Source organism: Aeromonas rivipollensis, from assembly GCF_010974825.1.
GTDB classification, from domain to species: Bacteria; Pseudomonadota; Gammaproteobacteria; order Enterobacterales; family Aeromonadaceae; genus Aeromonas; species Aeromonas rivipollensis.
On record NZ_JAAILA010000025.1, the window covers coordinates 19,168 to 39,065 of the forward strand.

Annotated in this window: 18 protein-coding genes; 13 read left to right on the forward strand and 5 right to left on the reverse strand. The window is 63.6% G+C overall.

Annotated features, from left to right (window positions below):
* Window positions 1-40: 40 nt before the first annotated feature.
* The 7 genes from G4923_RS14275 to G4923_RS14305 all read left to right on the forward strand — a co-directional run bounded on the left by G4923_RS14275 (window position 41) and on the right by G4923_RS14305 (window position 8,028).
* Window positions 41-2,452: a heavy metal translocating P-type ATPase gene (locus G4923_RS14275; protein WP_163137462.1), complete on the forward strand. Its 2,412-nt coding sequence runs from the start codon at window positions 41-43 to the stop codon at window positions 2,450-2,452.
* On the forward strand, window positions 2,449-2,838 hold the full coding sequence (gene cueR / locus G4923_RS14280; RefSeq protein ID WP_005323722.1) for a Cu(I)-responsive transcriptional regulator: 390 nt from the start codon (window positions 2,449-2,451) through the stop codon (window positions 2,836-2,838). Before G4923_RS14275 ends, cueR begins: the two co-directional genes overlap by 4 nt.
* A gap of 156 nt (window positions 2,839-2,994) precedes the next feature.
* Window positions 2,995-4,149: a GGDEF domain-containing protein gene (locus G4923_RS14285; protein WP_163137463.1), complete on the forward strand. Its 1,155-nt coding sequence runs from the start codon at window positions 2,995-2,997 to the stop codon at window positions 4,147-4,149.
* Window positions 4,150-4,179: 30 nt separating this feature from the next.
* Entirely contained in the window at window positions 4,180-4,443 is a 264-nt protein-coding gene (locus G4923_RS14290; RefSeq protein ID WP_025328759.1) for a YihD family protein, read from the forward strand.
* Window positions 4,444-4,640: 197 nt separating this feature from the next.
* Window positions 4,641-6,092 (forward strand): cytochrome c oxidase accessory protein CcoG, encoded by a 1,452-nt coding sequence (gene ccoG / locus G4923_RS14295; RefSeq protein WP_163137464.1) that lies wholly within the window; start codon window positions 4,641-4,643, stop codon window positions 6,090-6,092.
* 123 nt (window positions 6,093-6,215) lie between these two features.
* Window positions 6,216-7,205 carry a serine/threonine protein kinase gene (locus G4923_RS14300; RefSeq protein WP_111910825.1) on the forward strand — a complete coding sequence of 330 codons (990 nt, stop codon included), beginning with the start codon at window positions 6,216-6,218 and terminating at the stop codon, window positions 7,203-7,205.
* Window positions 7,206-7,419: 214 nt separating this feature from the next.
* Window positions 7,420-8,028: a thiol:disulfide interchange protein DsbA/DsbL gene (locus G4923_RS14305; protein ID WP_111910826.1), complete on the forward strand. Its 609-nt coding sequence runs from the start codon at window positions 7,420-7,422 to the stop codon at window positions 8,026-8,028.
* A 73-nt stretch (window positions 8,029-8,101) separates the two neighbouring features.
* On the opposite strand, the gene pncB is transcribed toward G4923_RS14305, so the two are convergent.
* Together pncB and G4923_RS14315 are read right to left on the reverse strand one after the other, a co-directional pair.
* Window positions 8,102-9,280: a nicotinate phosphoribosyltransferase gene (pncB, locus tag G4923_RS14310; protein WP_025328755.1), complete on the reverse strand. Its 1,179-nt coding sequence runs from the start codon at window positions 9,278-9,280 to the stop codon at window positions 8,102-8,104.
* An 80-nt stretch (window positions 9,281-9,360) separates the two neighbouring features.
* Window positions 9,361-9,996 (reverse strand): nicotinamidase, encoded by a 636-nt coding sequence (locus G4923_RS14315; RefSeq protein ID WP_163137465.1) that lies wholly within the window; start codon window positions 9,994-9,996, stop codon window positions 9,361-9,363.
* Window positions 9,997-10,070: 74 nt separating this feature from the next.
* On the opposite strand from G4923_RS14315, the gene G4923_RS14320 reads away from it, so the two are divergent.
* Together G4923_RS14320 and G4923_RS14325 are read left to right on the forward strand one after the other, a co-directional pair.
* Entirely contained in the window at window positions 10,071-10,721 is a 651-nt protein-coding gene (locus tag G4923_RS14320) for an NUDIX hydrolase (RefSeq protein ID WP_111910828.1), read from the forward strand.
* Window positions 10,718-11,203, forward strand: coding sequence for a 2-thiouracil desulfurase family protein (locus tag G4923_RS14325; RefSeq protein WP_163137466.1), 486 nt, complete (start codon window positions 10,718-10,720; stop codon window positions 11,201-11,203). Before G4923_RS14320 ends, G4923_RS14325 begins: the two co-directional genes overlap by 4 nt.
* Here G4923_RS14325 and G4923_RS14330 read toward each other — a convergent pair.
* The 3 genes from G4923_RS14330 to G4923_RS14340 form a co-directional block, all read right to left on the reverse strand.
* Window positions 11,146-12,093 carry an acyltransferase gene (locus G4923_RS14330; RefSeq protein ID WP_163137467.1) on the reverse strand — a complete coding sequence of 316 codons (948 nt, stop codon included), beginning with the start codon at window positions 12,091-12,093 and terminating at the stop codon, window positions 11,146-11,148. The two genes, G4923_RS14325 and G4923_RS14330, sit on opposite strands and share 58 nt — an antisense overlap.
* Window positions 12,094-12,102: 9 nt before the next feature.
* Window positions 12,103-13,002 carry an acyltransferase gene (locus G4923_RS14335; protein WP_163137468.1) on the reverse strand — a complete coding sequence of 300 codons (900 nt, stop codon included), beginning with the start codon at window positions 13,000-13,002 and terminating at the stop codon, window positions 12,103-12,105.
* Between the two features lie 121 nt (window positions 13,003-13,123).
* Complete coding sequence (locus G4923_RS14340; protein WP_163137469.1) at window positions 13,124-14,641, reverse strand: YifB family Mg chelatase-like AAA ATPase; 1,518 nt, start codon at window positions 14,639-14,641, stop codon at window positions 13,124-13,126.
* Between the two features lie 383 nt (window positions 14,642-15,024).
* Here G4923_RS14340 and ilvG point away from each other — a divergent pair, with 383 nt between their 5' ends.
* From ilvG to ilvD, 4 genes are all read left to right on the forward strand, one after another.
* A complete protein-coding gene (gene ilvG, locus G4923_RS14345; RefSeq protein WP_163137470.1) occupies window positions 15,025-16,671 on the forward strand; it encodes an acetolactate synthase 2 catalytic subunit in 1,647 nt (548 codons plus the stop codon).
* Complete coding sequence (gene ilvM, locus G4923_RS14350) at window positions 16,668-16,946, forward strand: acetolactate synthase 2 small subunit (protein ID WP_106885470.1); 279 nt, start codon at window positions 16,668-16,670, stop codon at window positions 16,944-16,946. Before ilvG ends, ilvM begins: the two co-directional genes overlap by 4 nt.
* A 12-nt stretch (window positions 16,947-16,958) precedes the next feature.
* Complete coding sequence (locus G4923_RS14355) at window positions 16,959-17,903, forward strand: branched-chain amino acid transaminase (protein WP_163137471.1); 945 nt, start codon at window positions 16,959-16,961, stop codon at window positions 17,901-17,903.
* A gap of 153 nt (window positions 17,904-18,056) precedes the next feature.
* On the forward strand, window positions 18,057-19,898 hold the full coding sequence (gene ilvD / locus G4923_RS14360; RefSeq protein WP_163137472.1) for a dihydroxy-acid dehydratase: 1,842 nt from the start codon (window positions 18,057-18,059) through the stop codon (window positions 19,896-19,898).

A 19,898-nucleotide genomic window follows, 5' to 3' on the forward strand; every position in this document is an offset into this window, starting at 1 on the left:
TAAAGGTTAAGGTTTGCTGGTCTATCCGAGGAGGATTGTCATGACCATGCATATTCAACTTCCCGTCAGCGGCATGAGTTGCGCCAACTGCGCCAGCCGCATCACGGCCGCCCTCAACCAGCTCGACGGCGTGACGGCCAGCGTCAACTTCGCGCTGGAGCAGGCGGCCATCGAACTCGGTGACCCGGCTCGTCTGCCCGAGGTCCTCGACAGCATCACGGGGCAGGGCTATGGCTACGGCCATGAGACGATCTCCTTCCAAATCAGCGGCATGACCTGTGCCGGTTGTTCGGCGCGGCTGAACAAGATGCTGGCGGCACTGCCTGGCGTCATCTCGGCCGAGGTCAATTTCTCCCTCGAGCAGGCCCGCATCCTGCTGGTGCCTGGCACCCAGACCCCGGCTTCCCTGCGCACCCATATAGAAGCGCTTGGCTTCGGTGCACAGCTGGCGCAAGGCTCAGTCAGCCAGCGCCGTCAGCAACTGCTGGCCCGTGAGGAACAGGAAGCCGTCGCCGCCCGCCAGGCGCTGACTCAGGTTGTTATTTCGGCCCTGCTCACCCTGCCGCTGCTGGTGGGCATGGTCGCCATGGCCGGACTGTTCCCCTGGCATCTGCCCGCCTGGCTGGAGCTGGTGCTCGCCACTCCGGTGCAGTTCTGGATCGGGGCCCGCTTCTATCGCGGCGCCTGGCTTGCCCTCAAGAACCGCGCCGCCAACATGGATGTGCTGGTGGTGACAGGCACCAGTGCCGCCTACTTCTACAGCCTCTATCTGCTGCTGACCTTAGGCGTGGCCGCAAGCGGCAAGCTCTATTTCGAGGCGAGCGCCATCATCATTACCCTGATTTCACTCGGGAAACTGCTGGAGGCGAGAGCCCGCCGCAGTACCCAGTCCGCCATTCGCGAGCTGATGGCGCTGCGGCCGGACACCGCCACCGTCTGGCGTGGCGAGGCCTGGCAGAGCGTCGCCATCGACGAGGTGCTGCGCGGCGACAGGCTGCGGGTGCTGGTGGGGGAGCGGGTGCCGGTGGACGGCAAGATCCTGAGTGGTGAGAGCGAGCTGGATGAATCCATTCTCACCGGCGAGAGCCTGCCGGTGCCGCGCGCACTGGGGGAGGCCGTGCTGGGTGGCGCCATCAATCGCTCCGGCGTGCTGGAGATAGAGGCCACCACGGTCGGGGAAGACTCCAGCCTCAGCAAGATCATCGCCATGGTGGAGCGTGCCCAGATGGGCAAGGCGCCGCTGCAACAGCTGGTGGACAGGGTCTCCGCCATCTTCGTGCCCGTGGTCATGGCCATAGCCCTGTTCACCCTGCTGGCCTGGTATGCCTACAGTAACGACTTCGGCCAGGCGTTGCTGGCGGCGGTGGCCGTGCTGGTGATCGCCTGCCCCTGCGCCCTGGGGCTGGCGACCCCGGCCGCCATCGTCACCGGCACCGGGGTGGCGGCGCGCCACGGCATTCTGATCAAGGACGTGGATACCCTGCAGAAGGCCCACGCCATCAAGGCGCTGATCTTCGACAAGACTGGCACCCTGACTCAGGGGCGGCCGGTGCTGGCGAGCTGGAGCGGCACCGACGAACAACTGCGCCTCGCCGCCGCCCTGCAACAGGCGAGCGAGCACCCGCTGGCGCTGGCGATGCGCGAGGCGGTAGGCAAAGAGGTCGTGCTGCCCCAGCCTGAAGCCGTGGAGGTGCGGGTCGGTGCCGGTATTCTCGGTCAAGTGGCTGGCCACAGGGTGGCCATCGGCAACGCCTCCCTGCTGGCTCAGCTCGGCATTGAGCCGCCACAACAGGATGAAGCGCCCGCCGATGGTGCGACCCGGGTCTGGGTCGCCATCGACGGCGTGGCGGTGGCTATCGCCGCCCTGGCCGATACCCTGCGCCCAGAGAGCCCCGAGGCCATCGCCATCCTGCGCCAGCGCGGCATCGCCAGCTGGCTGGTGAGCGGCGATGCGCCGGCACCCGTGGCCCATATCGCCGCCAAGCTGGGGCTGGACGGGGCCTTTGACTCAGTGCTGCCCGCCGGCAAGGTAGAAAAAGTGGAGGCGCTGCGCGCCCGTACCCAGGGCCTGGTGGCCATGGTGGGGGACGGGGTGAACGACGCCCCGGCGCTGGCGGCGGCGGATGTGGGGATCGCCATGGGCTCAGGCTCGGATGTCGCCATGGAAACCGCCTCCATCACCCTGATGCGATCTGATCCGCGGCTGGTGGCCGATGCCATCGACATCTCGGCGGCCACCTGGCGCACCATACAGCAGAACCTGTTCTGGGCCTTCGTGTTCAACATCATCGGCATTCCGCTGGCGGCGCTGGGCTATCTCAGCCCCGAGCTGGCGGGGGCGGCCATGGCCCTGAGCAGCATCACAGTATTGAGCAATTCCCTGTTACTGAAACGCTGGCAGCCCAGGGCGGGCGGCCAGCGCCAATCTGAATCGAAAAGGAGCCATCCATGAACATCAGCAAGGTTGCCAAGGCCACTGGGCTGTCCGCCAAGACCATTCGCTACTACGAGAGCATCGGCCTCATCTCGGCTCCGGTGCGCAGTGACAACGGCTATCGCAGCTACACAGACGGCGCCCTGCGGGAGCTGCGTTTCGTCAAGCGGGCGCGGGAGACCGGCTTCAACCTGGAGGAGTGTCAGGAGCTGCTGGCGCTCTATCGGGACGAGCACAGGACCAGCGCCCAGGTGAAGAAGCTGGCGCAGGAGAAGATCGTCGATCTGCGGGCCCGGATCGCCGGTCTGCAGGCCATGCTCAGCTCCCTGGAGGAGGTGGTGGGGTGCTGCCACGGGGACGCGAATCCCCAATGTCCCATACTCGACGAACTCGAGAAGGGCTGAGGGAGCCCGGGCAGGCCGGGGCGGCCCGGGATCCCGCCTGTGCGGCGCGGCGCACGGCGGATTGGGGGCTGAGTGGCTGCTTAATAGCGGGCGATTGATTGTTGAGCAGGAAAAGGGAGTGCTAAACTGTGCGGCTCTTGTACAGGGAGTACCCAGTTGACCCAGAGTGTGAATCACCAGGTGCGGCGGGCCATCATGGTCCAGCTCTATACCCACGCCTCCTTCAGCCTGCCTTGTCTGGCGCTGCTGGCGATCAGCTGGAGCCTGCTGTTCCACGACTACCTGCCCGCCAGGGAGGCGCTCGGCTGGCTTGGCCTGGTCTTCCTGCTGTTGCTGGGACGCTGGTGGCACCTGCGCTGGCGTCAACCCAGGTTGACGGAGCTCCCGCTGCCGGTGCTGGAGCGGGAGCTCTTCATCGGGGTGACCATCACCTCCATCATCTGGGCGCTCGGCGTGCTGCTCTACATGGACAGACTGCCGGACACCTACCGCGCCGCCATGATGATGCTCACCAGCCTGATCCTCACCGGCAGCGCCATCATGCTGTTCGGCAGTCGTCGCACCCTCTACGGGGCAGTGCTGCCGCTCGGGTTCGCCATGCTGTTCGAACTCAGCGACGGCAACGAGCAGGAGCGGATCGTCTCCTGCATGCTGGCGGGTTACCTGTTCGTCTTTCTGCCGACCCTACTGCGCCGGTTGCGCCGGGATCAGGTGGCTTCCCTCTACCACAGTTTTTCCAACGCCGACCTGGTGGCCGAACTCAAGGTAGTCTCGGAGCATCTCAAGCTCACCTCCCGCCTGGACGGCCTGACCGGCATCGCCAACCGGGCTCACCTGGACGACACCCTGGCGCGAGCCTGGCGCCGCTGTCACAGGGCCAGGGCGCCTCTCTCCCTGGTGCTGGTGGATGTGGACTACTTCAAGCAGTTCAACGATCACTATGGCCATCAGCTGGGGGACCAGTGCCTGCAGCAGGTGGCGGGCCTGCTGGCCGAGGTGCTGCGGCGGGAAGATGATCTGGCCGCCCGTTACGGCGGGGAGGAGTTTGCCCTGCTGCTGCCCTGCACCACCTTGCAGGGGGCCATGCAGATCGCCGAACAGGTGCAAACGGCCCTGCGTACCCTGGGCATTCCCCACCACAAGTCCCGGGTATCCGGCCGGGTCAGCTGCAGCTTCGGGGTGGCGACCCTGGTGCCGGATCAGCACAACTCCATCGCCGAGCTTATCCAAAAAGCGGATGCGGCCCTCTATCAGGCCAAGCATAATGGCCGGGATCGTATCGAAGTAGCCTTGATGGGTAAGGTTGCCTGAGTTTCACATGACAGATTAAAGAGGTCGTCTATGCAATGTCATCGTATCGAAGAGCTGCTGGAGCTGCTGCAGCCCGCCTGGATCAAGGAGCAGGATCTCAGCCTGGTGCAATTCATCGCCAAACTGGCGGCAGAGGCCGGCTATGAGGGCGCCCTGTCCGAGCTGACCGACGACATGCTGATCTACCACCTCAAGATGCGCGAATCCGACAAGCAGGCGATGATTCCGGGCCTGGCCAAGGATCATGTTCCGGACTTCAAGGAAGCCCTGCTCAAGGCCCGCGGCATCAAGTAACCCGACCGCCGGGTTGCCGGAAGAGGAAGGTTTCAAGAGAATCTCTAAAAAGGCCCATAGTCAACTGGCTATGGGTCTTTTTTGTTGCCTGAAATTGCGACGGCACTCGAACTATAGATACATTTAACCCACACAATTAGCAGGCTGTTTAAGATATAATCGCCTTCATAACAATATGAGTGGAGCTATGTGCTGCAATGGCCGACCAGGACAAGATCGATATCAAGGATGTGACCGACAAGAACGTCACCGGGACCTTCAATCCCCACACGTTCAAGGCGGGCGATGACAGGTTCAATCCCGGCAACCGCATCTACGTCAGGTCCCAGACCGGCTACTGGCAGCGGGTGCGCAAGGCCATGGGCTGGTTCTTCGTCGCCCTCTTCGTCACCTTGCCCCTGCTGCGCTACGATGGCCGCCAGGCGGTACTGTTCGATCTGGAGCACCAGCAGTTCCACATCTTCGGCGCCACCATCTGGCCGCAGGATCTGACCCTGCTGGCCTGGGTCTTCATGATCGCCGCCTTCGCCCTCTTCTTCGTCACCACCTTCCTCGGCCGGGTCTGGTGCGGCTATCTCTGCCCCCAGACTGTGTGGACCTTCATGTTCATCTGGTTCGAAGAGAAGCTGGAAGGCGCCGCCAACAAGCGCCGCAAGCTGGATGCCGCCCCCTGGAGTGGCGAGAAGCTGGCCCGCAAGGGCGCCAAGCATCTGGCCTGGATCCTGCTGTCGCTGGGCACCGGCCTCACCTTCGTCGCCTACTTCCAGGATGTGTTCCAGCTGGTGCCTGATTTCTTCACCCTGCAGGCGAGCGGCTGGGTCATCTTCTGGGTGCTGTTCTTCGCCGCCTGCACCTACGGCAACGCCGGCTGGATGCGCGCCATCATGTGCATCCACATGTGCCCCTATGCCCGCTTCCAGTCCGCCATGTTCGACAAGGACACCTACATAGTCGGCTACGACAGCAAGCGCGGCGAGACCCGTGGCGCCCGCAGCCGCAAGGCAGATCCCAAGGCGCTGGGGCTGGGGGACTGCATCGACTGCGATCTCTGCGTGCAGGTCTGCCCGACCGGCATCGACATCCGCGATGGTCTGCAGTACGAGTGCATCAACTGCGGCGCCTGCGTCGATGCCTGCGATCAGACCATGGATCGGATGGGCTATCCGAAGGGGCTGATCAGCTACACCACTGAGCACAAGCTGGCCCACAACCAGACCCATGTGGCCAGGCCCAAGCTGCTCGGCTATGGCCTGGTGATGGTCATCATGCTGGGGGTCTTCGTCTACAACGCCATGTCCATCATGCCCATGGGGCTCGACATACTGCGGGATCGCAACCAGCTGTTCCGGGAGAACAGCGAGGGGCTCATCGAGAACACCTATACCCTGAAGATCCTCAACAAGACCCTGCAATCCCAGACCTATCAACTGGATGTGGAAGGGTTGCCGGAGCACCAGTGGTTCGGCCCGAGGGAAGTGACTCTCAAACCAGGGGAAATTTTCACCCTGCCGGTGAGCCTGGCGGTGGATCCCTTCAACCTGAAGCGGCCGACCCTGGATGTCCAGTTCGTGCTCAAACGGGAAGGAGCCGCACCGGACGACAGCAAGGGCACCCTGCGCCAGCCCAGCAAGTTTATCAGCCGACTCTGAGGGGCCGTCCCGGACGGCTGATCCGGCGTGCCACGGGCGTCCGTGGAATGTTCCGGATCGGGATCATGGGCGGCATTGATTGGCTATCTCGGATAGAATGGGGCGCAACAGCGCCCCTTTCTCATGGTGGATGACATGCGTTTCAACTATTCCGACCTCAATCCCGACCTCATCATGGATGCGATCGATCTCAGCGGCCTGCGCATCGACTCCGGCCTCATCGAGCTCAACAGCTATGAAAACCGGGTCTACCAGTTTCAGGATGAGGAGCGTCGCCGTTACGTGGTGAAGTTCTACCGCCCCGGTCGCTGGAGCCGAGCCCAGATCCTCGAGGAGCACGAGTTTGCCGCTCGCCTGCGTGAGACGGAGATCCCGGTCGCCGCCCCCATCGCCTTTGCCGGCGAGACCCTGCTGGAGTATCAGGGCTACCCCTTCGCCATCTGGCAGAGCGTCGGTGGTCGCCAGTTCGAGGTGGACAACCTGGATCAGCTGGAGTGGGTGGGGCGCTATCTCGGCCGCATCCACAGTGTCGGGGCCAGTCACTCCTTCCACCATCGGGTCCAGCTGGACGTGGAGAGCATGCTGCACGAGCCGCGTCAGTTGCTGGCGGCCGGAGAGTGGGTGCCGAGCGGCCTGGCCAAGCAGTTCTTCGGGGTGCTCGACGAGCTGATCCGGCATGTCTGCGACGCCATGACCCTGGACGTGGCCCGGATCTCCCTGCACGGGGATTGCCACCCCGGCAACATACTGTGGCGTGACGGCCCCCTGTTCGTCGATCTCGACGACTGCCGCACCGGCCCCGCCATCCAGGATCTCTGGATGATGCTGAGCGGCGAGCGCCACGAGCAGCAGATCCAGCTCGACACCCTGCTGGCCGGCTACGAGGAGTTCATGGAGTTCGACCCGCGGGAGCTGGCGCTGATCGAACCGCTGCGAGCCATGCGGATAGTCCACTACATGGCCTGGCTGGCCCGGCGCTGGGAGGATCCCGCCTTCCCCCGTCACTTCCCCTGGTTCAATACGGATCACTACTGGCGCCAGCAGATAGCGACCCTGCACGACCAACTGGAAGCGCTCAAGGCGCCGCCCCTTACGCTGATGCCGAACTGGTAAGGCAGGCGAATCGCGATACCCGGGGCAAGACCAGCTGGAAGCGCTCCGGGTCGCTGATGCTGGCCGGACAAGCCCCGGCAACCTGGGCTTGGATGCTGCGGCGATGGGCTCGCCCACCCGCCTTTGCCATTGACGGCGGGAAGGTGACGCAATAGGCTTGGACTGCTTCGGTTCGCCGGGCGTGCCTCACAGTGATCCCTTAACAGGAAACGTCATGAAAAAAGTACTATTTTTCCTCGCTGCCATGCTGATGATCCCCATGGTTCACGCCGCCCCGGAATTCAAGGAAGGCGTCAACTATGACGTGGTCACCCAGACCGGCAGCGCCCAACCTGAAGTGCTGGAGTTCTTCTCCTATTTCTGCCCGCACTGCGCCAAGTTCGAGCCGATCGCCGAAGATCTGAAGAAGAGCCTGCCGGAAGGCGTGCCGATGAAGAAGAACCCGGTGGCCTTCCTGGGCCGTGAGATGGGTCCGGAGATGCAACGCGCCTATGCCGTCGCCAACCTGCTGAACGTCGAAGGCAAGCTGACCCCGGTCATCTTCGACAAGATCCACACCCAGCGTCAGGTGCCGCAGAGCCGTGCCGACGTGAAGCAGATCTTCGTGGACAACGGCGTACCGGCCGAAGAGTTTGACGGTGCCGTCGACAGCTTCGCCGTCTCCGGCATGGTCTCCCAGTTCGATCGCAACACCGAGAGCTACAACATTCGCGGTGTGCCGGCCTTCCTGGTCAATGGCAAGTACCTGGTGAAAATTGAATCCATCACCTCCCAGGAGCAGTTCAACCAGCTGGTGAAATTCCTGCTGGCCAAGAAAGACTGACCTCTCCCGAGTCGATAAAAAAGCCCGCCGGTGCAAACCGGCGGGCTTTTTGTTGTCTGCTGTTCCTGGGGGTTCACACCCCGACGTGGAAGGCCTGCTTGAGGTTGCGGATGAAGTCCGCGTCCCGGCACAGGGTCTTGCCCGGGCTGTCGGAGATCTTGGCGACCGGGCCGCCGTTGCACTCCATCAGCTTGAAGACGATGTTCATCGGGCTGACGCCGGGCAGATCGCAGGTGAGCTTGGTGCCGATGCCGAAGCTGGTGTTGATGCGGCCACGGAAGTGACGAAATAGCTCGACGGCCTTGTCGAGGTTGAGGCCGTCGGAGAAGACCAGCGTCTTGTCTTTGGGATCTATGCCGAGCCGCTGGTAGTGGCTGATGGCCTTCTCGCCCCACACCACGGGGTCACCGGAGTCGTGGCGCAGTCCCTGATAGCGGCTGGCCAACTCGAAATCGAAGTCGCGCAGGAAGGCATCCATGGTGATGCAGTCGGTCAGGGCTATGCCCAAATGGTTGGTGAACTCGTCAAGCCAGCTGATGAGGGCGGCGCGCTGACTGTGTTCCAGCGGGAAGCCGAGCTGCTGGTGGGCCTGGAACCACTCGTGGGCCTGGGTGCCCACCGCCGGTAGCCGGTACTTCTGGGCCAGCTGGTAGTTGCTGGTGCCCCGAAATGCCGGCAGGCGCTCCTTGAGGCGGCCCACCACGGCATCCTGCACGGCATGGGAGAAGCGGCGGCGGGTGCCGAAGTCGATGAGGTTGAAATCCTGCATCTCCTCGGGGCTGAGTTCCCGCTCCAGCTTGTCGATCTTCTGGTCCAGCCGCGCCAGGGCATGGCTCACCCCGAACTGGGGATAGCGGAAGCGGTTGCGCATCTCGCTGATGATGGCGAGCACAGGGATCTCCCACAGGATCACGTCCTGCCAGGGTCCCTCGACCCGCACATTGATGCGGCCATCCTGCTCGAACACCTTGAGCAGAGAGGCATCCAGCGGCTTGCGGCGCAGGTGATCGAGGTAATCGGCGGTGAAGAAGGGGCGCTCGGCCAGGAAGTCGAGCTCGGAGCCGGTCAGGCGCAGGGAGCCGGCGAGGCGCAGCTGCTCCTCGATCTCGCCCATCATGGGCAGCAGATCTTCCTCGTTGCGGCTGTGGAACTCGGCCACCACCTCGGCATCCGGGTAGCGATGGAACACCGCCTGCTGCATATGCAGCTTGTAGGCGTCTGTGTCGAGCAGGCTGGTGAGGATAGGGGGCATATCAGTATCCTGGCAGGCGGGTGACCTGCCGCATGGGTAATTTGCGGGCGCCGGGCAGGCTGGTGAGAATGGGTGACATATCAGGCGTCCAGAAGGTGTTGTACATCGATCAGGGTCTGGGCCAGTTCGGCACCCGCCTCGATCATCTGGGTGTGGGCGCTGGCAACCGTCTCGGGCGCTATGCCACGGCAGGCATCGAGGTGCACTATGACCCGCAGACCGGCACGGCGCAGTTGCAGCACACTGGTCTTGACGCAGTAGTCGGTGGCGAGGCCGCCCACCAGTACTGTGCTGATGCCGCGGGCTTGCAGGAATTCGATGAGCCCTGTGCTGCGCCGCTCGGCCAGGTCATGGTAACAGGCGCCATAGGGATGCAGGTCCGGCTCGACCCCCTTCCAGACGAAGAAGTCATAGTCGATGGGGGCGGGCAGGCCATCGAGCAGCTCGAAGCCAGGAGTGCCTGGTACGCAATGGGTCGGCCAGGTGAGATCGGCGTTGGGCAGGTCCAGCGGTTGCAGCATGGCGGCGGGGTTTGTTACCACCCAGGCGGCGTTCGCGGGGTGGGCGTCCTTGCTGCCGATCCGCAGGCTGGCGAGGGCGGCTTGCGCGTTGAGAGCGGCCACTATGTCAGCCCCGCCCGCGACGGGCAGCTCGTTCGGGCAGAGGGGGGTAAAGCCCTTCTGCGCATCTATATCCAGGCTGGCGATGGTTCCCATGGGTGGCTCCTGCACATAATATTCTTGTGATATTATCTACCAAACATTATTAGAAGGCGAGCAGGTCGACCAGGATGCCGAGAATGAGTCTGGATATGGTGGTGCTGCGGTTGAACGAGGAGCGGCTCGAACTGCTCCTCGAGACCCGGGATCGCCCCCCCTTTAGCCACTGCTGGCAGTTGCCGGCCCTGCGCATCGACGAGACCCGGGATAGGGATCTGGATGCCGCCCGTCACCGTCTGCTGGGGGAGTGGGGGCTGGGTCATTGCTACAGTGAGCAGGTCTGTACCCTCGGCAATCTGGAACGGGATCCCCGTGGCTGGTCCACCACCCTGGTCTATCTGTGTCTGGTGGAGCCGGAGGCGGAGGCCGTGCGAGGTCATTGGCACCCGCTCTCGGCCCTGCCGGGTCTCGACCTTGCCTTCGATCACGGCCAGCTGGTCGCCATGGGGCTGGAGCGGCTGCGCATCAAGAGCCGCTACAGCACACTGCCGCTGCAACTGCTGGGGGCCGAGTTCACCCTCTCCGAGGTGCAGCGGGCCTTCGAGATAGTCCTGCAGACCCCGATGAATACGGCGGCGTTTCGCAAGCGGATCCATCGTGCCGACATCCTGGTGGATACCGGCCGCAAGCGTACCGGCAAGCAGCGGCCCGCCATTCTCTACCGGCTGGAGAGCCCCTGCTGCGTGATGTTCGATCAGGTGATGCATGGAGCGGAAGCATGAATAAAGCGCCGCCCCGGGTACTGGTGAGTGCCTGCCTGCTGGGTCAGCCGGTACGCTACGACGGCCAGAGCAAGGGGATCGTCAGCGACTGGCTGAATGCGCTGGGGGCCGAGGGGAGGGCGCTGGCGTTCTGCCCCGAGGTGGCGGGCGGCCTGCCGACCCCGCGTCCGCCCGCCGAGCGGCAGGGTGAGCTTGTGGTGACCGAGAGCGGGCTGGATGTGACCGCCGAGTTCGATCGCGGCGCCGAGCTGGCGCTCGGGCTCTGCCTGGCGCAGGGCATTCGCTTTGCCCTGCTCAAGGAGGGGAGCCCCTCCTGCGGCAGTGGCCGCATCTACAACGGCCGCTTCGAAGGCGTTTCCCTGGCGGGAGAGGGCAAGACCACGGCCCTGCTGCGCCGTCACGGCATTCAGGTGTTCAGCGAGGATCAGTTGCCCGAGCTGGCTCTGGCACTCTCCCTGGCGGCCACCGCAGCGGGCTCCTGAGCTCGCTGCCACCCTTCCAATACCTCGTCCTTCTCCTGCCAGCGCTGGTTCAGCCACGCCTGAAAACCGCGTTTGAACTGCTTGTCGTTGAAGTAGTCACCCACCAGCGCCTCATCCACCGGCAGCTCCTCGATGCGCACCTGAATGCGCTTCATCCGCCCCATCAGGAAGTCCTTGAACGGCGTTTCGCTGTTGTCCGGGTAGCGGATTGTGACGTTGATCAGGCTGTCGAACTGCTCCCCCATGGCCGCCAGCGTGAAGGCGAGCCCCGCCGCCTTGGGCGGCATCAGGTGGCGGTGGCGGGATCGGGTCGCCTCTCGCTTAGCCTCGGTGAAGCGGGTCCCCTCCACGAAGTTGATGACTGTGGTGGGGATGTGGCGAAACGTCTCGCAGGCGTTGCGGGTGGTCTCTATGTCCTTGCCCCTCAGGTGCGGGTTGCGCAGCAAAAACTCCCGTGAGTAGCGACGCATAAAGGGCATGTCGAGCCCCCAGCAGGCGAGCCCCAGCAGCGGTATGTAGATGAGCTCGTGCTTCATGAAGAACTTGGGCACCGGCAGCCTGTCGCGGAACAGGTGGCCCAGCACCACTATGTCGGTCCAGCTCATGTGGTTGCTGATGATGAGGTACCAGCCATCTTTGCGCAGCCGGGTGTCATCCTCGAGCTGCCAGTCGATGCGGGTGGTGAGGCGGATCACCAGGGCGTTGCAACCCAGCCACAGCCTCATGAAGCCATTGTTGAGTCGGCTGCAGACTCGGCCGAAGGCCGGGATGGGCAGCAGCAATTTCGCCAGGGAGACCAGCAGGATCAGGCTGGCGCACAGGGCGGTGAACAATATGGTCAGGCCGGCGCTGATGAACAGCACCAGGGGGCCGGGGAGCAGGCTTAGCATGGGCGTCGTTTACTGCGTCTTGTCCGCCAGCAGCTGGTTCAGGGTCTGGTCTTTCTCGCGCCAGATCCCGTTCAGCCACTGTTGAAACTCTTGTTGGAACTCGGGGTCATTGAAGTAATCCCCCACCAGATTGCGTTCGATCGGCAGAAAGCGGACCCGAACCTTGATCTCCTTGACCCGACCGCACATGAAGTCCCAGTAGCTTGGGATGCCGCCTGGATAGGCGATGGTCACATCCACCAGCTTGTGCAGTTGATCCCCCATGGCCGCCAGGGTGAAGGCGATGCCGCCAGCCCTCGGGTGCAGGAGGTGGCGATAGGGGGCACCCTGTTTGTCGTGCTTGTGGGTGGTGAAGCGGGTGCCCTCTACGAAGTTCATCACACTCACCGGAATGTGGCGGAACTTGGCACAGGCCTTACGCGTCGTTTCTATGTCTTTTCCCTTCAGATGCGGCTTCTTTTCCAGCAAGCTGCGTGAATATCGCCGCATGAAGGGGAAGTCCAGCGCCCACCAGGCCAGACCGAGAAAAGGTACCCAAATCAGTTCTTTCTTGAGGAAAAACTTCAGGAAGGGAATTTTTTGATTAAAAATCCGCTGCAGTACCAGTATGTCGACCCAGGATTGATGGTTGGCAACCACCATATACCACTCATTCCGGCGTCCTTTGTCCACTCCGACCACCTCGAAAGGGGTTCTGATGATGGTTTTCTGGATCAGATTGTTGAAACCTATCCAGCAGCTGGCACAGCCGTCCAGCAGGGCGTTGCAGAGGGTACGCCAGCCCTTGAGCGGCAGCAGCAGCTTGATGAGGCCGAGCAGCAGTATGGGGACAAACCAGAAGAGGGTGTTGAGGAAATAGAGCAGGGTCGAGAGGCAGCCGCGCAGCCGCTCTATCAGCTTGTTGTGCATGAATCGGATCCGTTTTCGTGTCTGTGGGTGGCAACCAAGTGGTCAGATCTGTGGCCATAATATCAGCCGATCCGGCGCTAGACCATGGATGCACCGCACAGACGCCGGGATCTCCTGGCGCTCACTGGCCGCTGCGCAGCCGCGACAGCAGCCTGTCCATGGCGCGATAACCGAGCGCCTCGATAAGATGTTCCTTCTCGATGACGGGGCGCCCCGCCAGATCCGCTATGGTGCGCGACACCCGCAAAATGCGGTGCCAGGCCCGGATGCTGAGCCCCAGCTTCTGGATGGCGTTCTCCAGAAATTCGGCATCTTGCGGTGATAATCGGCAAATGTCCTCTATCTCTCGGCTATCCAGCAAGTTGTTGAGCTTGCCGTTGCGACTGAGCATTCGTTCGCGCGCCCCTAGCACCCGGTCGCGGATCTGCTGGCTCGACTCCCCCCGCTCCGCCTTGCCAGTCAGGCTGCCCTTGGGCAGCAGCGGCACCTCCACCGTCAGATCGAAACGGTCGAGGAAGGGGCCTGAGAGCTTGCCGAGGTAGCGCAGTATCTGATCCGGGCTGGAGCGGGTCTGGCCGTCCCCATAGTGGCCGCAGGGGCTGGGGTTCATGGCGCCCACCAACTGGAAGCGGGCGGGAAAATCCACCTGACGGGCGGCCCGGCTGATGGTGATGTGACCCGTCTCCAGCGGTTCTCGCAGTGAGTCGAGCACCTTGCGCTCGAACTCAGGCAACTCGTCGAGAAACAGCACACCATTGTGGGCCAGGGATATTTCCCCCGGCCGCGGGTGACTGCCACCTCCCACCAGGGCTACAGCCGAGGCGCTGTGGTGGGGCGTGCGGTAGGGCCTGTGGTGCCAGTGGCCGGCGCGGGGGGTGAGGCCGCCGATGGAGTGGATGGCGGCGGTCTGCTGCGCCTCCTGTTCGCTGAGCGGCGGCAGTATGCCGGGCAGGCGGCTTGCCAGCATGCTCTTGCCGGTGCCGGGCGGGCCTATGAACAGCAGGTTGTGGCTGCCGGCGGCGGCGATCTCCAGCGCCCGCTTGGCCTGGGACTGGCCTATCACATCCTGCAGATCCGGCACATCGGGCAGGGTGTCCGTGGTCTGGGGCTCCGGCAGCGGCAGTTCGTACTGACCCGCCAGCCAGGCGGTGACGGCCAGCAGCTGGTGGGCGGTGCGCACCTCGGCATCCTGGATGAGGGAGGCCTCGGGGCCGTTCTCTCGCGGTACCAGCAGGGTGCGGCCCGCATCGCGGCAGGCGAGCACGGCGGGCAGCACCCCGAGCACGGGACGGATCTCGCCGGTCAAGGCAAGCTCCCCTAAAAATTCATGATCGAGCAGATATGTTGCCGGTATCTGCTTGGAAGCGGCGAGAATGCCGATGGCGATGGCCAGATCGAAACGGCCTCCCTCCTTGGGCAGATCGGCGGGGGCCAGATTGACTGTGATGTGCTTGGAGGGGAACTCGAAATTGCCGTTGAGCAGGGCACTGCGCACCCGATCCCGCGACTCCTTCACCGAGGTTTCCGGCAGGCCCACCATGTTGAAGGCGGGCAGGCCGTTGGATAAATGGACTTCCACCGTGACTTGCGGCGCCGCTATCCCCAGGCTGGCACGGCTATAAACCACAGCTAATGACATAAATCCCGTCCTTGGTTTGATGTATGTGCTGGTTAACCGTTTTTTATTAGTTTTTTGTTCCAGAGAGTAGCTTGCTGATCAGTCAAAATCAGAGTCTTGTCAGGTAAAAAAGGCTTGCCCAATAAAAATCACCGTGCTAGTTCTAATAGTCATTCGCGGTGCAAACCGCCCCCATTTCACAGGATTTCCGGTTGTAACTATGAACATGGCCTCCCGTTTCGTCAGCATTATTGTGGTCCTAGTGGTGATTATTATCTCACCGCTCGGGGCTCGTTTAGCTGCACGGAACAAGGGATAGACCCACCACCGGACAGAACGAAACAAGCGACCCCCGAGCCTCACGGCCCGGGGGTTTTTTTTCGACCAAAGGACAGGATTTCCACATGAACGGCGCGCAGTTTTTGGTACAGGCTCTCAAGAAACAGGGTGTGACCCAGGTGTTTGGTTACCCGGGCGGGGCCATCATGCCGGTCTATGACGCCCTGTATGACGGTGGCCTGGCCCATCAGCTCTGCCGTCACGAGCAGGGGGCCGCCTTGGCCGCCGTGGGTTATGCCCGCGCCTCCGGTCAGGTGGGGGTCTGCATCGCCACCTCGGGCCCGGGGGCCACCAACCTGGTGACCGGCCTGGCGGAGGCGCTGCTCGATTCCGTGCCCCTGGTGGCCATCAGCGGTCAGGTGGCTTGCGCTGCCGTCGGTACCGATGCGTTTCAGGAGGTCGACGTGCTCGGCATGTCCCTCTCCTGCACCAAGCACTCCTTCATGGTGACCGATGCCGCCGATCTGGGTCGGGTGCTGGCGGAAGCCTTCGCCATCGCCACCGAGGGGCGTCCGGGTCCTGTGCTCATCGACTTTCCCAAGGATGTGCAGCTGGCCTCCGTGCCTGCCCAGAGCCCGCTGTTTGCGGTGGAGGAGCCAGAGCCCCTCAATCCGGCCGAGCTGACCCTGGCCCGCACCCTGCTGGCCGCTGCCGAGCGCCCGGTGCTCTACGTCGGGGGTGGGGTGGGCATGGCCAACGCGGAGCAGCAACTGCGCGACTTTGCCGCCGTCACCGGCATGCCTGCGGTCACCACCCTCAAGGGGATAGGGGCGCTCGACCCCGACAGCCCCGTCTACCTCGGCATGCTCGGTATGCACGGCACCAAGGCCGCCAACTATGCGGTGCAGCAGTGCGATCTGCTGCTGGTGGTGGGTGCCCGCTTCGATGATCGGGTGACCGGCAAGCTGGAGGAGTTCGCCCCCGAGGCCAGGGTGATCCACCTGGACGTGGATGCCGCCGAGTTCGGCAAGCGCCGCGCCGCCGACGTGGGCATAACCACGGATCTCAAGCGGGTGTTGCCCGCCCTGGCCATGGCGCTGGCGATCGATCCCTGGCGTGAGCACTGCGCCGCCATGGCTCGCGAGTATGCCTTCCGCTACGACCATCCCGGCCAGCCCATCTATGCCCCGGCTCTGCTCAAACAGCTCTCGGCACTGCTGCCCGAGACCAGCGTGGTGGCTTGCGACGTGGGTCAGCACCAGATGTGGGTGGCCCAGCACATGCGCTTCACCAGCCCGCGCAATCACCTCTCCAGCGCTGGTCTCGGCACCATGGGCTTCGGTCTGCCCGCCGCCATCGGCGCCAAGATGTCGCGCCCGGATGACGAGGTGGTGCTGGTGAGCGGTGACGGCTCCTTCATGATGAACGTGCAGGAGCTCGGCACCATACGCCGGGCCCAGCTCAAGGTGAAGATGGTGCTGATCGACAATCAACGTCTCGGCATGGTGCGCCAGTGGCAGGAGCTGTTCTTCGACGGCCGTTACAGCGAGACCATACTCTCCGACAACCCGGATTTCATCGCTCTGGCCGCCGCCTTCGGCATCCCGGGCGAGACCATCACATGCAAGGAGCAGATAGCACCGGCGCTCGATCGCCTGCTGGCAAGCGAGAGTGCCTACCTGCTGCATGTGGCCATTTCAGAGGAAGAAAACGTCTGGCCCCTGGTTCCGCCGGGAGTCGCCAACCACAAGATGATGGAGCAACGCCCATGAAGCAGCACAGCTTTCACCAACCCGGATTTGCGCAGCACACCCTGCATATTCACGCCCAGCCCAGACCCGAAGTGATGGAGCGGGTGCTGCGGGTGGTGCGTCACCGTGGCTTCGCTCTCTGCTCTCTGAACATGGAGCAGGATTGCCAACAGCTGCGGATCACGGTTACTGTCGAGTCGGAGCGTCCCATCCAGCAGTTGTGGAGCCAGCTGGTCAAGCTGGTGGATGTCTCCCGGGTCGATGCACTGGAACAGCAACCCCGGATCAGCGCTTAAGGAGCCAAGCCAATGTCACAGCCTTCCCAATCTGCCACTCAGCCTCAATACATCTGGTTCAATGGCAAGCTGGTGCCCTGGCAAGATGCCCAGGTCCACGTCATGAGCCATGCCCTGCACTACGGCTCCTCTGTGTTCGAGGGGGTGCGCGCCTACGACACCCCCAGGGGGACCTGCATCTTCCGGCTGCAGGAGCACACCCGCCGCCTGTTCGACTCCGCCAAAATCTACTGGATGGACGTGCCCTACAGCGAATCCGAAGTGAATGAAGCCTGCCGCACAGTGGTGCGCGAGAACGGCCTCAAAAGCGGCTATCTGCGCCCGCTGGCCTTTGTCGGCAACGTGGGGCTGGGGCTGCATCCGCCGCTGGATGCCAAGGCGGATCTCATGGTGGCGGCCTTGCCCTGGGGCGCCTACCTCGGCGAAGAGGGGCTGAAAAACGGGGTGGATGTCTGTGTCACCTCCTGGAGCCGGCTCGCCCCCAACACCATTCCCACCGGCGCCAAGGCGGGCGGCAACTACCTCTCGTCCCAGCTCATCAGCCGGGAGGCCAAGCGCAACGGCTTCGCAGAGGGGCTGGCGCTGGACGTGAACGGCTACCTGAGCGAGGGGGCCGGTGAGAACCTCTTCCTGGTGAAGAACGGCGTGCTCTTCACCCCGCCCGCCACCGCCGCCATCCTGCCCGGCATCACCCGCGACACCATAATGACGCTTGCCCGGGATCTCGGTTACGAGGTGCGCGAGCAGGCGCTGCCCCGGGAAGCGCTCTACGTGGCGGACGAGATCTTTATGACCGGCACCGCCGCCGAGGTGACCCCGGTGCGCTCTGTCGATCGGATGAAGGTGGGCGCTGGCAGCCGTGGCCCGGTGACCGAGCAGCTGCAGAACGCCTTCTTCGGCCTGTTCAACGGCCAGACCGAGGACAAGTGGGGCTGGCTGACCCCGGTCAACGACTGATCGAAAGCTGAGCGGGCGACCCGGTCGCCCGCTCATGTTTGGATTGGAGTCGGCTATGGCAAGGGCCCTATCCCTTGCCACAACCGATTTGAAGCGACAGCTTCGCACCATAAGTTTGCCCAGTCGGGCTCATGTATTCAGGGAGTAGAGACAATGCCGAAGTTGAGATCCGCCACCACCACCCACGGACGTAACATGGCCGGGGCCCGCGCCCTCTGGCGTGCCACCGGCATGACAGATCAGGATTTCGGCAAGCCCATCATCGCCGTGGTCAACTCCTTCACCCAGTTCGTGCCCGGTCACGTGCACCTCAAGGATCTTGGCCAGCTGGTGGCCCGGGAGATCGAGGCCGCCGGCGGCGTCGCCAAGGAATTCAACACCATAGCGGTCGATGACGGCATCGCCATGGGCCATGGCGGCATGCTCTATTCGCTGCCGTCCCGCGAGCTTATCGCCGATTCTGTGGAGTACATGGTCAACGCCCACTGCGCTGATGCCATGGTCTGCATCTCCAACTGCGACAAGATCACCCCGGGGATGCTGATGGCCGCCCTGCGCATCAACATACCGGTGATCTTCGTCTCCGGCGGCCCCATGGAGGCGGGCAAGACCAAGCTGTCGGATCAGATCATCAAGCTGGATCTGGTGGACGCCATGATCCAGGGGGCCGATCCCAAGGTCTCCGACGCCCAGAGCGATCAGATCGAGCGCAGCGCCTGCCCCACCTGCGGCTCCTGCTCCGGCATGTTCACCGCCAACTCCATGAACTGCCTGACCGAGGCGCTCGGCCTCTCCCAGCCGGGCAACGGCTCCATGCTGGCGACCCACGCGGACCGCGAGCAGCTGTTCAAGCTGGCCGGTCAGCGCATCGTCGCTTTGGCCAATCGCTACTACCAGCAGGATGACGAGAGCGCCCTGCCGCGCAACATCGCCACCAAGGCGGCGTTCGAGAACGCCATGGCCCTGGACATCGCCATGGGCGGCTCCACCAATACGGTGCTGCACCTGCTGGCGGCGGCCCAGGAGGCCGGGGTGGACTTCACCATGGCCGACATCGACCGCATGTCCCGCAAGGTGCCCCAGCTGTGCAAGGTGGCGCCCTCCACCCAGAAGTACCACATGGAAGACGTGCACCGCGCCGGTGGCGTGGTCGCCATCCTGGGCCAGCTGGAAAGAGCCGGCCTGGTGCACGGGGATACCCGCAACGTGCTCGGTACCTCCCTGAGCGAATTGCTTGAGGCCTATGACGTCAGCCGCTGTGACGACAAGGCGGTGCACGACTTCTACCGCGCCGGCCCGGCCGGGATCCGCACCACCAAGGCATTCAGCCAGGATTGCCGTTGGCCCGAACTGGATCTGGACCGTGCCGAAGGCTGCATCCGCTCCCTGGAGAATGCCTATAGCCTGGAAGGGGGCCTGGCCGTGCTCTCCGGCAACCTGGCCCTCAACGGTGCCATCGTCAAGACCGCCGGGGTGGATGACGAGAACCTCTGCTTCCGCGGCCCGGCCCGGGTGTTCGAGAGCCAGGACACGGCGGTCGCGGGCATCTTGGATGGCACCGTCCAGGCCGGCGAGGTGGTGGTGATCCGCTACGAAGGGCCCAAGGGCGGCCCCGGCATGCAGGAGATGCTCTACCCCACCACCTATCTCAAGTCCATGGGTCTCGGCAAGGCCTGCGCCCTGATCACAGACGGTCGCTTCTCCGGTGGCACCTCTGGCCTCTCCATCGGTCACGTCTCCCCCGAGGCGGCCTCCGGCGGCACCATTGGGCTGGTGGAGGATGGCGACATCATCAACATCGATATCCCGGCCCGCAGCATGGTGCTGGAGGTGGCCGACAGCGTGCTGGCCGCCCGCCGTGTTGCCGTGGAAGCCCGTGGCTGGAAGCCGCTCAATCGCCAGCGTCAGGTCTCCTACGCCCTGCGTGCCTACGCCATGCTCGCTACCAGCGCAGATAAAGGTGCGGTGCGCGATTTAAGCAAGCTGGAGGAGTGA

Coding starts and splice junctions, on each gene's coding strand:
- G4923_RS14300 (WP_111910825.1), top strand. CDS start 6,216: ATGGTGGATGACATGCGTTTCAACTATTCCGACCTCAATCCCGACCTC.
- G4923_RS14330 (WP_163137467.1), bottom strand. CDS start 12,093: ATGCTAAGCCTGCTCCCCGGCCCCCTGGTGCTGTTCATCAGCGCCGGC.
- G4923_RS14290 (WP_025328759.1), top strand. CDS start 4,180: ATGCAATGTCATCGTATCGAAGAGCTGCTGGAGCTGCTGCAGCCCGCC.
- cueR (WP_005323722.1), top strand. CDS start 2,449: ATGAACATCAGCAAGGTTGCCAAGGCCACTGGGCTGTCCGCCAAGACC.
- G4923_RS14325 (WP_163137466.1), top strand. CDS start 10,718: ATGAATAAAGCGCCGCCCCGGGTACTGGTGAGTGCCTGCCTGCTGGGT.
- G4923_RS14305 (WP_111910826.1), top strand. CDS start 7,420: ATGAAAAAAGTACTATTTTTCCTCGCTGCCATGCTGATGATCCCCATG.
- pncB (WP_025328755.1), bottom strand. CDS start 9,280: ATGCCCCCTATCCTCACCAGCCTGCTCGACACAGACGCCTACAAGCTG.
- G4923_RS14275 (WP_163137462.1), top strand. CDS start 41: ATGACCATGCATATTCAACTTCCCGTCAGCGGCATGAGTTGCGCCAAC.
- ilvG (WP_163137470.1), top strand. CDS start 15,025: ATGAACGGCGCGCAGTTTTTGGTACAGGCTCTCAAGAAACAGGGTGTG.
- G4923_RS14340 (WP_163137469.1), bottom strand. CDS start 14,641: ATGTCATTAGCTGTGGTTTATAGCCGTGCCAGCCTGGGGATAGCGGCG.
- ilvD (WP_163137472.1), top strand. CDS start 18,057: ATGCCGAAGTTGAGATCCGCCACCACCACCCACGGACGTAACATGGCC.
- G4923_RS14335 (WP_163137468.1), bottom strand. CDS start 13,002: ATGCACAACAAGCTGATAGAGCGGCTGCGCGGCTGCCTCTCGACCCTG.
- G4923_RS14315 (WP_163137465.1), bottom strand. CDS start 9,996: ATGGGAACCATCGCCAGCCTGGATATAGATGCGCAGAAGGGCTTTACC.
- ilvM (WP_106885470.1), top strand. CDS start 16,668: ATGAAGCAGCACAGCTTTCACCAACCCGGATTTGCGCAGCACACCCTG.
- ccoG (WP_163137464.1), top strand. CDS start 4,641: ATGGCCGACCAGGACAAGATCGATATCAAGGATGTGACCGACAAGAAC.
- G4923_RS14355 (WP_163137471.1), top strand. CDS start 16,959: ATGTCACAGCCTTCCCAATCTGCCACTCAGCCTCAATACATCTGGTTC.
- G4923_RS14320 (WP_111910828.1), top strand. CDS start 10,071: ATGCCGAGAATGAGTCTGGATATGGTGGTGCTGCGGTTGAACGAGGAG.